We start from the raw sequence: 17048 nt of genomic DNA, 5'->3' as shown, positions 1-17048 counted from the left end.
CCGGCGGCCACGGCCCAGTCGGCGCCGGCACGGCCGGCATCCCCACGGGGCGGCAGCGGCGGACGCGGTGCGGGCCGGGGTCGGCCGTCGGCATCCAGCGCCTCCTGAGTGAGCCAGGCCAGCGCCCCGGTCGCGCCGAGGCCGCCAACCAGGGCGCAGGCGTGGGCGTCAGCGGGCTCGGCCAGCCGCGACCAGGTCGCCCGGGCTAAGGTCTCGGCCTGCCCGGCGGCGGTACCGGGCAGCGGGCGGGTGCCTGTGCCGGGGTCCGCTGTGGACTCCGCCGTGGGCGCCGAGTCGGATACGGGTACGGGCTCGCTCATGGACGTGCTCCTCTCGTGCGCAGTGCCAGGGCGGCACCGATGTCTGTGGGGGTGGGTGCGGGACGGGAACCGAGGTCGGCCAGGGTCCAGGCCAGCCGCAGCACGCGGTCCACGCCCCGCAGGGACAGGTCACCGCGGTCCAGGGCGGTCATAAGCGGGGCGAGCAGGGAGGGGTCGGTTCCGGATGCGGGCGACCGCAGCCAGCCGCCGGGCACCTCCCCCATCAGGCGCCACGGCGTGTCCGCCAGCCGCCGAGCGGCCCGTGCCCGAGCCTCGGCGACGCGACCGGCAACCACGGCACTGGACTCACCAGTTCCCGTGGCAGCAAGCTCATCGGCGGTAACCGCCGCAACCTCCACTTGAATGTCCACCCGGTCCAGCAGAGGGCCGGACAGGCGGGAGAAGTAGCGGCGCCGTTGCAAGGAGGTGCAGGTGCACTCCAGGCCGCGGCCGGTGGAGCGCCCGCAGGGACAGGGATTGGCGGCCAACACCAGCTGGAAGGCCGCCGGGTAGGTGGCGCGTCCCCCAACCCGGTCGATCGTGACATAGCCAGACTCCAGGGGCTGACGCAGGCAGTCGAGCACACCGGCAGGAAACTCGGGGGCCTCATCCAGGAACAGCACGCCACGGTGTGCCAACGAGACGTCGCCCGGGCGGGGGACCCCGGAGCCTCCGCCTACCACCGCCGCCCGGGTGGCGGTGTGATGGGGCGCCCGCAGCGGCGGGCGGGTGAGCAGCCCGGCGTCGGCGTTGAAGGTACCGGCCAGCGAGTGGATCGAGGTGACGGTGACAGCGTCCTCAGGGTCAAGTGGCGGAAGGATGGAGGGCAGGCGCTCGGCAAGCATGGTCTTGCCTGCCCCGGGCGGACCTACCAGCAGGAGGTGGTGCCCGCCGGCAGCCGCCACCTCCAAGGCACGGCGCGCCTGCGTCTGACCGACGACATCGGCCAGATCCGGTTCCCGCATCGGCACGGGTACATCTGGCGGCCGGTGGGCCTGCGCAGCTGCCTGCCGATGGGCGCGGCGCATGAGCTCCCGGGACCTTCCGTGCAGCTTCCCGCCGTAGCGTTCCAGCAGCTCGCCGATATGGCTGACGGCGGTGACATCCACGCCCGGCACCAGGGCCGCCTCCCTGCCTGCGCCGGCGGCGACCACCACCTCGGTCACCCCGGCGTCGGCGGCGGCGCGAACAGCCGGCAGGATGCCACGCACCGGATGAACGGATCCGTCCAGTCCGAGTTCCCCGATGTATACGGTGCGAGCCATGTGGTTCACGGCGCGCTCGGGCAGTTGACCGCGCGCGCCCAGCACCGCCAGGGCCAGAGCCAGGTCGAATCCGGTACCGGACTTAGGTAAGTCGGCCGGGGAGAGATTCACCGTGAGACGATGCTCACCCCAGGTAACACCGCACGTGGACAAGGCTGCGCGGACACGTTCACGCGATTCGCGCACGGCTGTATCCGGCAATCCAACAAGCGTGAACCCGGGCAGGCCGTGGGCGGAATGAGCCTCAACCTCCACCAGGTGCCCCGCCAGTCCGGTCAGGGTGACTGCGAGGGCGCGCGCCAGTCCCATCAGTCCCCCACCCCACGATGGTGCCGCAGCAGGGCCGGACGGCCAGCGCGCAACTCGACGGAGACCACATCCAGGCGCAGGGCCGAATGCGGTACGGAGTGTGCGGCAGCGCAGGCAACGGCAAGCGAGCGCAGGCGAAGCAGCTTCAGCGGGCCGACGGCGGCCGCGGGCGGACCGGCCACAGCAGAGGTACGGGTCTTGACCTCCACGATCACGAGTACACCGGGTCCCGTGGGCCGTGGCTCCAGGGCGACGATGTCGATCTCGCCGCGCAGGCCCGGGCCGGGTCTCCAGTTGCGATCCAGGATGCGCCAGCCCGAGTCAGTGAGGTAGCGGGCCGCGATGGCCTCTCCACGCTGGCCGATCAGACGGCGGGAGTCAGTCCCGGGCGACCCATCGGAGCCTGAATCGTCCGGCGGGGCAACCGCCGGGGACGGCAGTGCGGCCACCGGGGACGGCGGAGCGGTCGGCATCACGGGTATGCCGACGTAATCGGCTTGGGACTGTGCGACGTGCGGTGCGGTTGACATGGCTTGACCTCCGACACCAGCGTGCCCGCGCGGCGTGACGGGGGCCAGCGGGCGGTTTGAGCCCTGTGGACTGGGGGTGCGCGAACGGTGCCTGTGGACGCCGGTGAAGTCCCGGCTGAGTGAGCGCACCGCCAAGTACGCACGGACAAGTGCACGGGGACCGCCTCCGCGCCCCCTGACTTACGGCTCCCGCCAAGCTCCCGCCCCAGGTACGTGTTTTCGAGTCTTCAGCGGAGTCGGCGCGGGGAAAGCTCCAGGACGCGTCGTCGGAGGCGAACGCGTACGCAAGGGACGAGCACACGCCTCGGCGGAGCCGGGCAATGGGGTGTGGCGGCGGCTACAGACGGCAGCTCGCAGGCCCACGTCTCGCGGATGATCAGCCGAGGCCGACAGCGTCAGGAGGGGACGTCGATCTCCGGCTTGGTCAGCTCCTCAACATTGACGTCCTTGAAGGTGACCACGTGCACGGACTTCACGAAGCGGCTGGCGCGATAGATGTCCCAGACCCAGGCGTCCTCAAGGGTCAGCTCGAAGAACACCTCCCCGCCGTTGGTGCGCACCTGCACGTCCACGGCGTTGGCCAGGTAGAAGCGGCGCTCCGTCTCGACGACATAGGAGAACAGGGAGATGACGTCGCGGTACTCGCGGTACAGGTCGAGCTCCAAGTCGTTCTCATACGACTCCAGATCTTCAGCACTCACCCGGTCATCATGCCCAATGGGCGCGTCCTCGTGCAGCAGGTTCCGCGGGCGCGTCGGCCACAGCCGTGCCGGTGAAGCGGTCCAGGCCGGGCAGGCGCCAGGAGCGGCGGTGGCAGTCGCTGGCGCCCAGCCGGGCCAGTGCCTCGATGTGGGCGGGTGAGGCGTAGCCCTTGTTGCGCGCCCAGTCGTAGCCGGGGTCGGGCAGGGCGGTCATGAGCGCGTCGCGCTCCACCTTGGCCAGGACGGACGCGGCGGCTACCACGGCGCAGTGGGCGTCCGCCTTGACGGCGGTGTGCACCGACGGGGCCGGCCGCGCGGCGGGCGCTCCCGCGACTGACACCGCCTGTCCGGCCGGCGCCGCAGCCAGCGCCGTGGTCTGCTCGGCCGCGTCGGCCAGGGCGGGATCGGCGGGAGGGCGCAGCCAGTTCACAGTGCCGTCCAGGATGATGACGCCGGGCAGATGACCGCGGGAGGCGACCTGGGCGAGCGCCCGCTGCCCGGCCAGCCGCAGGGCGCCGAGGATGCCGACTGCGTCGATCTCCGCGGGACTGGCGTGGCCGACGGCGTGGTCGACCGCCCAGGCGCGGCAGGGTTCAACAAGTGCTTCCCGGCGGCGGGGCGTGAGCCGCTTGGAATCGGCCAGCCCCGGGGGAAATACGGGAGCCGTATCGCGGGAGACGATGGCCAGGCCGACGCTGACGGGCCCGGCCAGGGACCCGCGCCCCACCTCATCCATGCCGCCGACCAGCTCGAACTCGGCCAGGAGCCGGGCCTCCAGCTCACGATCCGGGAGGATACGGACGGGGCTCACGGCTGGGCGCCGGTGCTAGTGGTGGCATCGGGCACGGCGTCGAAGGCACCGCCGTCGGAGAGGGTGGACCAGCGCGAGGAGGGCCAGAGCACGATCTTGGCGATCCCGGCCACGTCATCCAGGGGGACGAACCCGCCGTTGACGTCGTCCTGGTGGAAGCGGGAGTCGGCCGAGTTGGAGCGGTTGTCCCCCATTACCCACACGTAGCCCTCGGGGACAGTGACATCGAAGGCGACATCGGAGGCGGAGCGGCCAGGTTTCAGGTAGGGCTCGTCGACCTCGACGCCGTTGATCGACAATGAGCCGTTGCCGTCGGCCACAATGTGGTCCCCGCCCACGCCGATGACGCGCTTGATCAGGTAGTGGCCGGTATTCTCGGGCAGCAGGTGCAGGAAGATGAGCGTGTCCTGTACCAATCCCCGCAGACCGGTGGGCTCGGTGACCGTGAGCCAGTTGTCCGGGTCGGAGAAGACTACGATGTCGCCGCGGTCGACGTCGCCGGAGTCGTACATGGTCACGGCCACCCGGTCGCCCTCCCGCAGGGTGTCCTCCATCGAGCCGGAGGGGATCCCGAAGGTCTGGACCACGAAGGTCTTGACCAGGGCGACTACGACCAGTACCGCCAGCACGATCAGCAGGGTTGAGCCGCGGCGCCGCGGCTCGGCGGGCTCAGCACCTGCGCGTGCGGGCGCGGCCAGGGGCTTGGGCCGACGCACCGGCCGGTAGGAGGGCGGCAGCGCGCCGGCGTCGGCATCATCCGGTGTCTCGGCGCTGTCCACCCCGCGGGTGCGTTCCTCGGAAGCCACCGGGACAGGGGTGCTGGCGTCAGGCAGCTCGACGGCGTCTTCCTGCGGTGCGGTCACCGTTTCCCTCTCGCATTAGTGGCTGGACGGTTTCAGAGTCGGGACGGGGATAAGCCGGTGCCCGGGACCCGCAGGCCCCGGGCACCAGGGCTCGGAGAAGGCCGAGCCGTCAGTTGGCGCGGTACTCCTTGATCTTCGCAGCCTTGCCGTGCAGGTTGCGCAGGTAGTACAGCTTGGCCCGGCGCACGTCTCCGCGCGTGACGACCTCGATCTTCTCAATGGTCGGCGTGTTCACCGGGAAGGTGCGCTCCACGCCAACACCGAAGGAGACCTTGCGGATCGTGAAGGTCTCCGACACGCCGGAGCCCTTGCGGGCGATCACCACGCCCTGGAAGACCTGGACGCGGGTGCGGGAGCCCTCTACGACTCGCACGTGGACCCTGAGGGTGTCACCGGCCCGGAACTTCGGGATGTCGTCGCGCACAGAGGCGGCGTTGATCTGGTCGATCAGGTTGGTCATTGATATCTCTCCACGTCCGTGCCACTGGTCAGCGGGCGCTTAACAGGCGGACCCGCCCGACCGGGGTACCGGCCGACGACGAATGCCGCGTTCTGGTGCCTCCGGGTCCTGCTCCTGGCCGCCTCCCCAGTGGCAGAGGCGGTTCGAGGCCCGAGGCCGGTCCAGTCTGCCACAGGCGTTGCTCCGCTATACAGGCGAACCCGGTCACGTGCTGGATTTCACGCGCGCCGCACCGCGCGGGTCCAGGGCCATGACCACGTCGCGGCAGCGGCTGCCGCCTACCTGGTAGGTGCGCGTGCCCACCTTGCGGAAGCCGGCGCGCCGGTAAGCCTTCTGGGCGCGCCGGTTAGCGTCATTGGTGCCCAGCCACAAGGTGGTGGCGCCCATGGTGTCCGCGTCGCAAATGCACTCGGCGAGTAGGACGGCCGCTATCCCGGAGGCGCGCAGGCCTGCATCCACGTACACCTTGGACAGCTCCGCGGCCATACCGTCGGTGCCGTCGGCGCCGGCCGGGACGGTCACGGACGGTGGACGCGGATCGAGGCCGACCGGGAGGGCGCCGTCGGCGTCAGGGACCTCGGCCACCACGGCGCTGTAGCCGACCAGGGCTCCGGCCGGCAGCGGTGCGCGACCCGCGCTGTCGGCCGCCCCTGGCGGCAGGCCGTCCGGCAGCTCGGCGACCGTGAGCACCACCCGTGGATCTGCGAGCCATTCCGCGAGGCGCCGCGGTGAGAGGTTGACGGCGATATGAGCGGCGATCTGCGCGTCGGTAAGGAAGCTCGGGCAGGCATCGGGGAAGGTACTCGCGGCCAACTCCGCCAGCGGCTCGAGGTCGTCCTCCAAGGCCGGGCGAATCACCAGCGGTACCGGCCGGGTGGCCCCGGCCGGGGCGACCCAGCCGTTACGCACCAGGGCGACGCGGTCGCCGGCGTCCAGCAGGGCAGGATCGGCGCGCGCGATCAGGTCGGGGCGGCGAGCCGCCGTGCGGGCAATCGCCTGGTCACGCCGGTGGCGGGCGACACGGGCATGATCCCCGGAGAGGAGCTCCGGCTCGGTGGCCGCCAGGTCCAGGCCGCGCCAGGCGACTGGCCTGGCGTAGACGGGATACTCCAGCAGGCCGGCTCCGGTATGCGACTCCTCGACGACGGACTCTGGATTGCCCAGCACGCCGGGCCGCAGACGGGCGATGGCCTCGATCATGACCAGCGCAGCGGCCTCCCCGCCGTTGAGCACGTAGTCGCCAATCGACACCTCGCGCACCTCCAGGCCGTTCGCTGCATAGTGCTGGGCCACACGGGCGTCGATGCCCTCATAGCGTCCACAGGCGAATACGAGCTGGTCCGCGTCGGCCAGGTCCTCTGCGGTGCGCTGGGTGAACAGGGCACCGGAGGGGGTGGGGATCACTAGGACGCGACGGGGCGTGCGCGTGCCCACGGCGCTGCTACCCGCCGCGGGAGCGGCAACTGCTGCTCCCGTTCCCGGCGTGTCAGTGGGCAGGGCGGCGGCGAGAACGTCGTCCAGGGCTGCGCCCCACACGTCGGGCTTCATCACCATGCCCGCTCCCCCGCCCACCGGGGTGTCGTCCACGGTGCGGTGGCGGTCATGGGTCCAGTCGCGCAGGTCGTGTACGTGCAGGTCCAGTAAGCCCTCGGCATTGGCACGCCCGATCAGGGACAGGTCCAGCACCCGCAGGTAGTCGGGGAAGATCGTCACCACATCCAGCCGTAGGGATGCCGGGGCAGGCGGGCGTGCCTGCGGCCCGGCTGCGGCTGCAAGGCGGCTCACCGGTCCTCCTCGGCCTCACCCACACCGGGAAACAGGCCACCGGGCGGGTCGATGGTCACGGTGCCGGCGTCTGGGTCGATCTCCGGGACCAGTTCCTCCACGAAGGGCACGGCCACCTCCTGCCCGTCGGGGGTGCGCACCAGCAGCCGGTCCTGGGCGACGCCCGGTTCCAGGCCGCTGACCTCGCCGAGTTCCCGCACGGTGTGGTCGGGCAGGAGCTCGATGGCCCGGAGTCCGGTCAGCTCGTGGGCGTACCAGGCGTCGTCGTCCTCCTCCGGCTCCTCGGCGTCGGTCTCCACCAGCAGCTTGACGCCGCGCAGCGCCTCGGCTCCGGTGCGATCGCGGGCCTCGGCGAAGGCGGCGAACCAGCGGGATCCGTCGAAGCGCAGGCGGGAGACGGTCAGGTACCCCGCGGCGGCCGGCCCGGCCGCGGGTTCGGCCGGCAGCACGCTGCCGGGGGCGAGCCGCCCCTCGGGGTCGTCGGTGCGGATCTCCAGGCGGACCTCGCCCTTGAGCGCATGGGCGGGACCAATGACGGCAACGGTTAGCAGCACGGGCCTAAACCTACCGCGTGTGCCCCTGCCGCGCGCATCCCCATCGCAGGCACCACACGGCCTCAGGCCGCGTTCCACGACCTTGGTGCACGTTCCACGACCACCCCGGGGTCGTGCAACACACACCAAGGTCGTGCAGTGCCGCCCAGGGTCGTGCAACAGTGCCGCCGCCCGCACCCCGAGGTGGGATGCGGGCGGCGGCACTGGTAGAACCTCGCGCCGGCGTCAGCGGCGGTCGGTGTCGACGACGTCCACACGTACCGGCGAGTCCGCCAGGGCGCCGACTACGGTGCGCAGGGCGCGCGCAGTGCGTCCCGACCGGCCGATCACGCGGCCGAGGTCGTCGGGGTTGACCCGTACCTCGAGCAGGTCGCCGCGTCGCAGCGTCCGGGCCGTGACGGTGACGTCGTCGGGGTTGTCGACGATGCCGCGCACGAGGTGTTCGAGTGCGTCGGCGAGCACGTCAGGCCTCCTCGGCCGGGGCCTCGGCCGTCTCCTCGGCGGCGGCCGCCTGTGCCTCAGCCTGCTTGGCGGCGGCGTCAGCCTTGCGCTTCTCGGCATCGTCGGCAACGGCCTTGACGGCAGCCTGCTTCGCGGCGGCATCGGCCTCGGCGTCCTTGACCTTCAGGCGGGGCTTGACTCCCTTGAGACCCTTGAAGGTGTGGTAGTCGCCGGTGATCTTGAGCAGGTTGAAGACGGCGTCGGAGGGCTGTGCGCCTACGCCGAGCCAGTACTGGGCCCGCTCGGAGTCGATGCGAATGAGCGAGGGCTCCTGCATCGGGTCGTAAACGCCGATCTCCTCGATGACACGACCATCGCGCTTCTTGCGGGAATCGACGACGACCACCCGGTAGAAGGGGGCGAACTTCTTGCCGAGGCGCTTGAGGCGAATCTTAACTGCCACTTGGGTGAAACTCCTGGTTCTCGATGGTTTGGCCCATGCCGACTCCCGGTGGGGTTACAGCAGCGGAGGCCGGTTAAGGCGAGACGCGATCGCACCGGGAGAGGGACCGGGAACGGTCGAGTACAGCCGTGCATTCTGCCAGAGCAACGCCGCCGTGTGCCAGCCGCATGCCGCCTGCGCTGCACGGAATACGTGCGATATCGCCCACAGCGCCCGCACCGACCCGCCATGCCCTGCCCCGGCGGCGCCTTACTGCCCCGCCGGAAGCGGGCTCGCGCTCAAATCTCTTCGTGGAGGCTCTCCTGGCGCAGGACGGCCCGGTCCGCGGTCCACACGTCGCCGTCCAGCTCACCGGGCAGCAGCGGGTTCCCGGGAGCGACGAACACCGGCTCGGCGACTCCCGTGCGCAGCTGCGCGTCGTAGTCCTTGAGCGCGGCCAGTACCCACCGCGACAGCCACAGCACGGCGACCAGGTTCAGGATCGTCATCAGCGCCAGGGCGACGTCGGCCAGCACCCAGGCCAGTTCCAGTGCGGCGAGTGCGCCCAGACCGGTGGCGACGGTCATAGCCAGCCGCAGTGCGACGCCCGCCCCTCGCCCACCGCCGAGGTAGCTGACATTGATCTCGGCGAAGGCCGAGTACCCCAGGACCGAGGAGTAGGCGAAGGTGAGCACCACGAAGCTCATGAACCAGATGACCCAGTTGCCGGGCACGGCGTCGGCCAGCGCATGCTGGACGAGGGTGGTCTTGGCCCACTGGGGCTGTATCCCGGGGGTATAGACGGACGGGGAGGCCAGCAGGATCGTGAGCCCCGTGGCCGTGCAGATCAGCAGGGTGTCCACGCACACGCCCAGCGCCTGGATCAGGCCCTGGGTGACGGGATGGGCGACGTCGGCGGTGGCGGCACCGTTCGGGGAGGAGCCCTGGCCGGCCTCGTTGGAGAACAGTCCCCGCTTGGTGCCGTTGAGGAAGGTGGCAAAGATGCCTCCGCCGGTTCCGGCCAGCCCCGAGCGCAGGTTGAAGGCTCCGGCGAAGATGTCGGCGAACACACCGGGAACCCGGTCGATCGAGACGATGATGACCACCAGCACCACCACCAGGTAGGCCAGGGCCATCAGCGGGACTAGCCACTCAGTCACCTTGGCCACTACGCGCATGCCGGCCAGGAGGATCGGCGCGGTGAGCACCATCAGCACGACAGCCGTGACTGAGGTGCTCACGCCGTGGGCCTCGGCCAGGGTCAGGGCGATGGTGTTGGACTGCACCATGGGGAAGATGAGCCCGTAGGAGAACACCAGCATCACGGCGAACGCGATGCCCATACCCCGGCCCAGGGCGCCACGGCCGATGCCCCGCTGCATGTAGTAGGCGGGCCCACCGCGGAAGATGCCGTCGGCATTGCGGACCTTGAAGACCTGGGCGAGGGTCGACTCGGCGAAGCTGGTGGCCATACCGAGAATCGCCACCACCCACATCCACAGCAGGGCGCCGGGGCCGCCAAGGGTCACGGCCAGGGCCACGCCGGCGATATTGCCGGTGCCCACGCGCCCGCCCAGGCCGATCACGAAGGCCTGGAAGCTGGACAGGGAGCCGCGCTGGTGGCGGGAGTGCGCGACCAGACGCACGGCGCGCAAGAACAGGCGCAGCTGGACTGCGCGAGTGCTTATGGTCAGGTACAGGCCGGTACCTAGAAGTATCCAGACCAGGATGTTGCCGGAGACAAAGCTCTCGAAGCCGGACAGGGCCTCGGTAAGTGCAGCGGACACGCTTGATTCCGTCCGTCGGGGATGGCGGGGCGAGTGTGAGAGTACCCCAGGCGGCGACGGCGGATGACCCGTGCACGAGAATTGGACACGACCCTCCCAGGTTTTCAATTCCGAGACTGCACACCACCCCGGTTGACCGTACCGTAATGTTCGGGGCATGAGCCTGTTCTCCCGTCGCAGCATCCAGCCACCCGGGGCCCCCTCCTCCATCCGGCCACCGCGTGAGCTGATCGGCTCCAGTCCCGTGCGGCCCTCCACCGCCAACGGCGCGTCCTCCCGTTCAGCGCCGCCGAAAGCTTCGACCAGCAACCTGCCGCGTCCTGGCAACACGCAGCCGCGCAGGCCGCTCGGCCCATCGCGGGCATTCGGAAGCGGGTCGCCACGCGGCTCGGGCAAACGCAAGCCACAAGGTCCGAAGGACGTCGGGATGCGCCGAGCACTCACCGCAGTTACAGCCGCCGTCCTGGTAATCATCTGCGCCAGCGCCCTCTCAGGGCGACTCGGACTCACGGATGACACCAGCATCTCTGCTGGCTCCGCATCCCCAACGGTACGCACCGTAAACCCCGTGGTGGAGCCGCCCGCACAAACCGGCTGCTCGACGACGACCGTCTTAGACACTCCCGCACTCCCAACCGGCTGGGCGGAGAAGTGGCGCCTGGACAGCGGTCGGGGCGAACTGCGCAACACTCCCAGTTGGTGGGCGTTCTCCGCCGGAGACTGCCTGGTGATCGCCTCCAACCGATACCTGGACACGCCCGCGCAGGTCACCGGCTACCGCCTCACCGACGCGGGTCCCGTGCAGCTTTGGACCAGGTCCGGCGACGACTACGACGGAGACGACATCAGCCGGCTGTATTTTGACGATTACAGCCAGTGGTGGGGCGGATACTTGGTGGCCAGACGCCTGCTGCTCGACCCGTCTACCGGCGACCTGACACAAGCTCCCTGGGCCGGGAAAAGCGGCAACGTCACCTCCGTCGCGGAAGAAGTGGCCGTCGTCTGCCGCAGCGCATATGGCGCAGCCAGAGACACCACGTGCTCCGCCTGGGACTGGAATGGCGGCGCCCCCTCGCAACGGTGGGAGCGGAGCTACGAGGAGGACTCGGTCTATCCGATCCCCGGCTACGGTCCCGGCGGCAACACCGAAGACGGATTGCTGCTGGCCCAGGTGAACATCGAGTCCAGAAGCACCCGTGCCCACGCCCTGCTGTCTCTGGCGGACGGCTCGCTTCACGGCAACTGGCCCGCCAGTTCATCAAGCGCCGAGGTCCCCTCCGTATTCATTCCGGCGCGCGACGGCTGGTTGCGCCTGTCCGACTCCAGGGATCAAGCCACCCTGATTACCTCCAGCGGGCAGGAGGGCGAGCCCTTCCCCGTCATCAACGAGCCTCCCACTGTGGTGCTCGCCAATGATGGGTTGCCAATGCTCGCGCAGCTGCGCGCGGCCTACCGCGACGGAGACTTCGAGTGGGCGGATGTGATCCTGCAGTGCCGAAGCACCTCTGCATGCATATTGAACGACAACGAGATCGACCTGCCCGATGGTGTGCTCATGGATGATTATCTCCAAGGCGCCTCCTACCAGGTCCTGTCAATGCTGACCGCCGATGGAGGCAGCCTGTTGATCCGCTCACGACCAGTGGTGAGCGCGTGGGCCGTTGTGCTCGACACCGAGTCGGGACAGGCCCTGGTCCCGGAGCGCTCACGGGCTAGCCGCGGGAATCGGGGCCTGGCGCGAATGAGCGATGATCTAATCCTCGTCCTCGTGGGCTCCGATGTTGTCGCCTACATGCCCGCACAGTGAGCCCCACAGAGGCGACCGGGGAAGTCACCGACGTGCCCGGCAAGAGCTGGGGCTCCGCGATCAGGTCGGTGCTCCTCAGCCCAGGCCCAGGTGACGGCGCAGGTCCTCCGGCAGGGCGGCCATGGCATCGGCAACCTCGTCTTCGCCCGGCTGCGGCTGCGACTGCGCCGCGGTTGCCGCTCCCTGTCCCGGCATGATGCCGTAGCTGGGCGCCGCGGCGGCGGACTGGCCCAGGCCAAAGGCGGAGCCCGCCGGTGCGGGTGCGGGTGATTCGGTGACGTCCTTTTGGGCTCGGGCGGCGGCCGCCTCCCGAGCCTGCCGAGCGGCCTTGGCGGGGTTGCCGGAGCGCCCCTTCTTGCCACCCTTGCGCTTCTTGCCCTTCGGCGCCTGGCGGGCCTTCGAGCGCTTGCCCATTGACGGCAGCGAGCCCATGCCGGGCATGCCACCGGGACCGCCCAGCGCACTCGGGCCGCCTGCGGCCATGGCCTCCATCATCTTCTTGGCGGCCTCGAAGCGGTTGACCAGCTCGTTGACGGCCTGCACGGTGGTGCCGGAGCCCTTGGCGATGCGGGAGCGGCGCGAGCCGTTGAGAATGGACAGGTCGCGGCGCTCGGCCGGGGTCATGGAGCAGACGATCGCCTCGATGCGGTCGACCTCCCGCTCGTCGAAGTTCTCCAGGGCCTCGCGCATCTGCCCCATGCCGGGCATCATGCCCAGCAGCTTCTTCATCGATCCCATCTTGCGGAGCTGGCGCAGCTGGGACAGGAAGTCGTCCAGGGTGAAGGTGCCGGAGGCGAGCTTCGCCGCGGCGTCCTCGGCCTCCTTCTCATCGAAGGCGCGTTCGGCCTGCTCGATCAGGGTGAGCAGGTCACCCATGTCCAGGATGCGGGAGGCCATGCGGTCGGCGTGGAAGCGCTCGAAGTCGTCCAGCCCCTCGCCGGTGGAGGAGAACAGCACTGGCGCACCGGTGACCCCGCGCACGGACAGGGCGGCACCACCGCGGGCGTCGCCGTCGAGCTTGGACAGGACCACGCCGGTGAAGCCCACGCCGTCGCGGAAGGCCACGGAGGTGTTGACGGCGTCCTGACCGACCATGGCGTCCAGCACGAACAGGATCTCGTTAGGGGACACCGCGTCGCGGATGCGGATGGCCTGATCCATCATCTCCGCGTCCACACCCAGGCGGCCGGCGGTGTCGATGACGACGACGTCGTAGCCGTGCGCCCGCCCCTGCTCGACGCCGCTGCGGGCCACCGCAACCGGGTCGCCCACGCCATTGCCGGGCTCAGGGGCCCATACGTCCACCCCGGCGCGCTCGGCCACCACGCTGAGCTGGGTGACGGCGTTGGGGCGCTGCAGGTCAGAGGCGACCAGGAGGGTGCGCTTGTGCTCCTGCTTGAGCCAGCGGCCGAGCTTGCCCGCCAGTGTGGTCTTACCGGCGCCCTGCAGACCGGCCAGCATGATGATGGTGGGACCGCGGTCGGCCCAGTTCAGCTCCCGGGACTCACCGCCCAGGACCTCGATGAGCTCATCGTTGACGATGCGCACGACCTGCTGGGCCGGGTTCAGGGCCTGCGAGCGGGCGGCATCCTTGGCCTTCTCCCGCACGGCGGCAGTGAAGGAGCGCACCACCGGCAGGGCGACGTCAGCCTCGAGGAGGGCGCGGCGGATCTCGGAGACGGTGGCGTCAATGTCCGCTTCGCTCAGGCGGCCCTTGCCGCGCAGCGAGTTGAACGAGGCGGTGAGCCGGTCGGAGAGGTTGCCGAACACGCGGTGTCCTTCCTTGGCGCCGGGGCGCAGGTGGTTGGAGGGTCTGGCTGATGTGCGCGTCGCCACCCGGTCGGCGCAACGCGGCGCACGCTTCAGGATAGCGGTGAGGGCCCGCGCCGTCCCACCCTAGGGGACGTGCGGGCCCTCACGCACAGTGCAGGCGTACAGGTGGCCGCAGGCACCGCGGACGCGCGGCAGGCGGTCAGCCGAGCAGGGCGTCTACGAAGCCCTCCGGGTCGAAGGGCGCCAAGTCGTCAGCACCCTCACCCAGGCCGACCAGCTTGACGGGCACGCCCAGCTCCTTCTGCACAGTGACCACGATGCCGCCCTTGGCGGTGCCGTCCAGCTTGGTCAGCACGATGCCGGTGATACCGACGGCCTCGGAGAATACCTGCGCCTGGCGCATGCCGTTCTGCCCGGTGGTGGCGTCCAGCACCAGCAGCACCTCCCCCACGGGTGCGACCTTCTCCATGACCCGCTTGATCTTGCCCAGCTCATCCATGAGCCCGGCCTTGTTCTGCAGGCGCCCGGCGGTGTCTACCACCACCACGTCCACGCCGTCGCGGGCGGCCACGCGGGTGGCGTCATAGGCGACCGAGGCGGGATCGGCCCCCTCCCGCTCGGAGCGGACGACCTCGACGCCGACCCGCTCACCCCAGGTGGTCAACTGATCGGCGGCGGCGGCACGGAAGGTGTCGGCGGCGCCCATGACGACGCTCTTGTCCTCCGCAACGAGCACACGGGCCAGCTTGCCGCAGGTTGTGGTCTTGCCGGTGCCGTTGACGCCGACCATGAGCACGGCGGCGGCCGGCTCGCCGTCGGCGCCGTTCCATCCCTCGGCAGGGGCGGGCTTGTCCAGGTTCAGGGAGCGGTCCATGCCGGGGCCTACCAGCTTCAGCAGCTCCTGGCGCAGCACGGCGCGGATGGCGGCGGGATCGGAGGTGTCCAGCACCTTGGCCTGGGTGCGCAACTCATCCATGAGGGACGTAGTGACCTCGAGTCCCAGGTCGGAGGTCAGCAGCGTGTCCTCGATCTCCTCCCAGTCGGCCTCGGTGAGGTCCCCGCGGGACAGGACTGCGAGGATGGCCCGGCCGAAGCCGCCGGCGCCGGCCAGGCGCGAGCGCAGTCGCTGCATGCGTCCGGGAATGGACTCGGGGCGCTCCAGGGTGGCCTGCGTGCCCGCCACCACGGGCTCGGGTGCCGCTTCCGCCGGGGCCGGGCCGGGACGGGTCTCGGCCTCGACGGTCTGCTCCTGCGGCGGGGCGAGCAGGACGTCGTCGGCGCTGGTGGGCTTGTGAGCGCTGACCTCCGGCGGCACCTCACCGCCACGGTTGCGGCCCGCGTAGAACCAGATTCCGCCGGCCACGGCGAGCACGATGACGACTATGAGGACGATCAGCAAGGGATCCATGGACCCATCATGCCTGATCGCCCACGGGGGCGGGCAAGTGTGGACGCCCCACCCCGGGGGCCGACAGGGCGGTTAGTGCTGTGCAGCAGTCTCCCGGGCGCGTCGGGCCACAGCGGCGTCCTTGCTGCGACGCACCTCGGCGGCCTTGGACTCGGCGGTGTCCATAGCCTTCTCCACGACGTCCACCAGTCCGGAGAAGGAATCCGTGCCGACGTAGACGGCGGAGTCGTCCCGGGTCATCAGGTCCTCCAGCCGAGCCTCCTGCGGCACCACGGTTACGTGCTCCTCCTTCTCCCTGGCCACCCCGACCAGGTCGCGCAGCCGGTCGCGCCAGGTGTCGACCGGGTAGCGCTCGGCGACGACCAGGCCGAGCACGATCAGAGCGGCGACTAGGACGACGACGAGGGGAAGGATCATGGAACCCATGGGCATAATTGTGCCTTCCGTTGGTCACGGCTCCACCGAGCAGGGGGCGCCGTGTCGCCCACCAGACAGCGCCGTGTTCATCACAGTTCGCCCGCTATGCTCCAATGCCTCACTGGGTGGCGGATGAGAGCCGCTGGGAGACCGCCTGGGTGACGCCGTCACGCATGGTGATGCCGTACAGGGCGTCGGCGATCTCCATGGTGCGCTTCTGGTGGGTGATGATGATCAGCTGGCTGGAGGCCCGCAGCTCGGTGAAGATGTCCAGCAGCCGCCCCAAGTTGGTGTCGTCCAGGGCCGCCTCCACCTCATCCATGACGTAAAACGGAGAGGGGCGGGCACGGAAGATCGCCACCAGCAGCGCCACCGCGGCCAGCGAGCGCTCCCCGCCGGACAGCAGGGACAGGCGCTTGACCTTCTTGCCCGCGGGCCGGGCCTCAATGTCGATGCCGGTGGTGAGCATGTCGTCGGGGTCGGTTAGTACCAGGCGCCCCTCGCCGCCGGGGAAGAGCCGGTCGAAGACGATCGCGAACTCGCGGGCGGTGTCCGCGTAGGCCTGGGTGAACACCTCCTGCACGCGCTGATCCACGTCTTCGACGATGCGCATTAGGTCGGCGCGGGACTGCTTGAGGTCGGCGAGCTGCTCGGCCAGGAAGCGGTGGCGCTCCTCCAGGGCCGCGTGCTCCTCCAGGGCCAGCGGGTTGACCTTGCCCAAGCGCGCCAAGTCCCGGTTCGCCCGCGCCAGGCGCTTCTCCTGCTCGGCACGCACATAGGGCCGGCCGGTCGGGTGCGCGGCAGATTCCATCTGCGCGCCCTGAGACTGCTCCTCAACGTCGGCCGCGTCGGCAGCCCCGTCCCGATCGGCAGCGGCTTCGGCCGCGGCGGCTTCCGCCTCCGCGTCCGGCACGAGCATGTGGGGCCCGTACTCCTCCACCAAGGGGTCCAGTTCCAGGCCCAGCTCATTCATGGCGCGCTCGGCCAGATTCTCCAGCCGCATGCTCTGCTCGGCACGGGCGATCTCGTCGCGGTGGGCGGCGTCGGACAGCGCGGACATTTCAGCAGCCAGGGCGTCCAGTTGCCTGCGGACATCGGCGACCGCCGCCGCGGCGCCGGCGCGTTCGGCCTCGATACGGGCGCGCTCCCCCTGCGCCTGCTCCACCCAGGTGCGGCCGGTCTCCGCGGCGGTGCGGGCCTGGTCCCGCACCTGCGCAGCCGTTGCCAGCCGCGCCTTGCGGGCCTGCTCCGCGCGGGCGGCGGCAGCCCGCTGCTGCCGCTCGCGGCGGGCGGCAGCCCGCAGGGAGTCGGCCCGGCCGCGGACGCTGCGCTCCCGCTCCTCGGCGGTGCGCAGGGCCAGGCGCGCCTCCGTCTC

Annotated in this window: 16 protein-coding genes and 1 pseudogene; 1 reads left to right on the top strand and 16 read right to left on the bottom strand. The window is 70.3% G+C overall.

What is annotated here, in order from left to right:
• The 12 genes and pseudogenes from GZ998_RS03430 to GZ998_RS03375 all read right to left on the bottom strand — a co-directional run.
• Positions 1 to 320, bottom strand: a pseudogene (locus GZ998_RS03430) (DNA processing protein DprA); the annotation flags it as partial.
• On the bottom strand, positions 317 to 1894 hold the full coding sequence (locus tag GZ998_RS03425; RefSeq protein WP_219109033.1) for a YifB family Mg chelatase-like AAA ATPase: 1578 nt from the start codon (positions 1892 to 1894) through the stop codon (positions 317 to 319). The pseudogene GZ998_RS03430 and the gene GZ998_RS03425, both read right to left, overlap by 4 nt.
• Entirely contained in the window at positions 1894 to 2424 is a 531-nt protein-coding gene (locus GZ998_RS03420) for a YraN family protein (protein ID WP_257504974.1), read from the bottom strand. Before GZ998_RS03420 ends, GZ998_RS03425 begins: the two co-directional genes overlap by 1 nt.
• Before the next feature lie 395 nt (positions 2425 to 2819).
• Positions 2820 to 3125, bottom strand: a complete 306-nt coding sequence (locus GZ998_RS03415; protein WP_161924401.1) for a DUF2469 domain-containing protein — start codon at positions 3123 to 3125, stop codon at positions 2820 to 2822.
• Positions 3126 to 3132: 7 nt separating this feature from the next.
• A complete protein-coding gene (locus GZ998_RS03410) occupies positions 3133 to 3936 on the bottom strand; it encodes a ribonuclease HII (RefSeq protein ID WP_219109032.1) in 804 nt (267 codons plus the stop codon).
• Positions 3933 to 4799 (bottom strand): signal peptidase I, encoded by an 867-nt coding sequence (lepB, locus tag GZ998_RS03405; RefSeq protein WP_308807150.1) that lies wholly within the window; start codon positions 4797 to 4799, stop codon positions 3933 to 3935. Before lepB ends, GZ998_RS03410 begins: the two co-directional genes overlap by 4 nt.
• Before the next feature lie 109 nt (positions 4800 to 4908).
• Positions 4909 to 5259 carry a 50S ribosomal protein L19 gene (gene rplS, locus GZ998_RS03400; protein ID WP_161924402.1) on the bottom strand — a complete coding sequence of 117 codons (351 nt, stop codon included), beginning with the start codon at positions 5257 to 5259 and terminating at the stop codon, positions 4909 to 4911.
• A gap of 204 nt (positions 5260 to 5463) precedes the next feature.
• Entirely contained in the window at positions 5464 to 7044 is a 1581-nt protein-coding gene (gene trmD, locus GZ998_RS03395; protein ID WP_219109031.1) for a tRNA (guanosine(37)-N1)-methyltransferase TrmD, read from the bottom strand.
• Positions 7041 to 7598, bottom strand: coding sequence for a ribosome maturation factor RimM (rimM, locus tag GZ998_RS03390; RefSeq protein ID WP_161924404.1), 558 nt, complete (start codon positions 7596 to 7598; stop codon positions 7041 to 7043). Before rimM ends, trmD begins: the two co-directional genes overlap by 4 nt.
• A gap of 225 nt (positions 7599 to 7823) precedes the next feature.
• The gene (locus tag GZ998_RS03385; protein WP_108967793.1) at positions 7824 to 8060 is read right to left on the bottom strand and encodes an RNA-binding protein; all 237 of its coding nucleotides are present in this window, start codon (positions 8058 to 8060) and stop codon (positions 7824 to 7826) included.
• 1 nt (position 8061) lies between these two features.
• Entirely contained in the window at positions 8062 to 8502 is a 441-nt protein-coding gene (gene rpsP / locus GZ998_RS03380) for a 30S ribosomal protein S16 (protein ID WP_161924405.1), read from the bottom strand.
• Positions 8503 to 8780: 278 nt separating this feature from the next.
• Entirely contained in the window at positions 8781 to 10268 is a 1488-nt protein-coding gene (locus GZ998_RS03375; RefSeq protein WP_308807149.1) for an alanine/glycine:cation symporter family protein, read from the bottom strand.
• A gap of 427 nt (positions 10269 to 10695) precedes the next feature.
• Here GZ998_RS03375 and GZ998_RS03370 point away from each other — a divergent pair, with 427 nt between their 5' ends.
• Positions 10696 to 12075: a hypothetical protein gene (locus GZ998_RS03370; protein ID WP_219109030.1), complete on the top strand. Its 1380-nt coding sequence runs from the start codon at positions 10696 to 10698 to the stop codon at positions 12073 to 12075.
• Between the two features lie 75 nt (positions 12076 to 12150).
• Here GZ998_RS03370 and ffh read toward each other — a convergent pair whose 3' ends face one another.
• From ffh to GZ998_RS03350, 4 genes are all read right to left on the bottom strand, one after another.
• Positions 12151 to 13845: a signal recognition particle protein gene (gene ffh / locus GZ998_RS03365; RefSeq protein ID WP_219109029.1), complete on the bottom strand. Its 1695-nt coding sequence runs from the start codon at positions 13843 to 13845 to the stop codon at positions 12151 to 12153.
• 202 nt (positions 13846 to 14047) lie between these two features.
• Entirely contained in the window at positions 14048 to 15256 is a 1209-nt protein-coding gene (gene ftsY, locus GZ998_RS03360) for a signal recognition particle-docking protein FtsY (protein WP_219109028.1), read from the bottom strand.
• Between the two features lie 72 nt (positions 15257 to 15328).
• On the bottom strand, positions 15329 to 15682 hold the full coding sequence (locus GZ998_RS03355) for a hypothetical protein (protein WP_161924409.1): 354 nt from the start codon (positions 15680 to 15682) through the stop codon (positions 15329 to 15331).
• A gap of 109 nt (positions 15683 to 15791) precedes the next feature.
• Positions 15792 to 17048, bottom strand: a 1257-nt coding sequence (locus tag GZ998_RS03350; RefSeq protein ID WP_257504973.1) for an AAA family ATPase, incomplete at its 5' end; no start/stop codon positions are given.

Source organism: Actinomyces sp. 594, from assembly GCF_019325145.1.
GTDB lineage: Bacteria > Actinomycetota > Actinomycetes > Actinomycetales > Actinomycetaceae > Actinomyces.
The sequence above is the reverse complement of the archived record's forward strand: the minus strand, read 5'-3'. Positions and strand labels throughout refer to the sequence as shown.

Excerpts from the sequence above, each read along its gene's own strand:
- GZ998_RS03425 (WP_219109033.1), bottom strand. The coding sequence starts at position 1,894 with ATGGGACTGGCGCGCGCCCTCGCAGTCACCCTGACCGGACTGGCGGGG.
- GZ998_RS03370 (WP_219109030.1), top strand. The coding sequence starts at position 10,696 with ATGCGCCGAGCACTCACCGCAGTTACAGCCGCCGTCCTGGTAATCATC.
- GZ998_RS03355 (WP_161924409.1), bottom strand. The coding sequence starts at position 15,682 with ATGGGTTCCATGATCCTTCCCCTCGTCGTCGTCCTAGTCGCCGCTCTG.
- ftsY (WP_219109028.1), bottom strand. The coding sequence starts at position 15,256 with ATGGATCCCTTGCTGATCGTCCTCATAGTCGTCATCGTGCTCGCCGTG.
- GZ998_RS03420 (WP_257504974.1), bottom strand. The coding sequence starts at position 2,424 with ATGTCAACCGCACCGCACGTCGCACAGTCCCAAGCCGATTACGTCGGC.
- rplS (WP_161924402.1), bottom strand. The coding sequence starts at position 5,259 with ATGACCAACCTGATCGACCAGATCAACGCCGCCTCTGTGCGCGACGAC.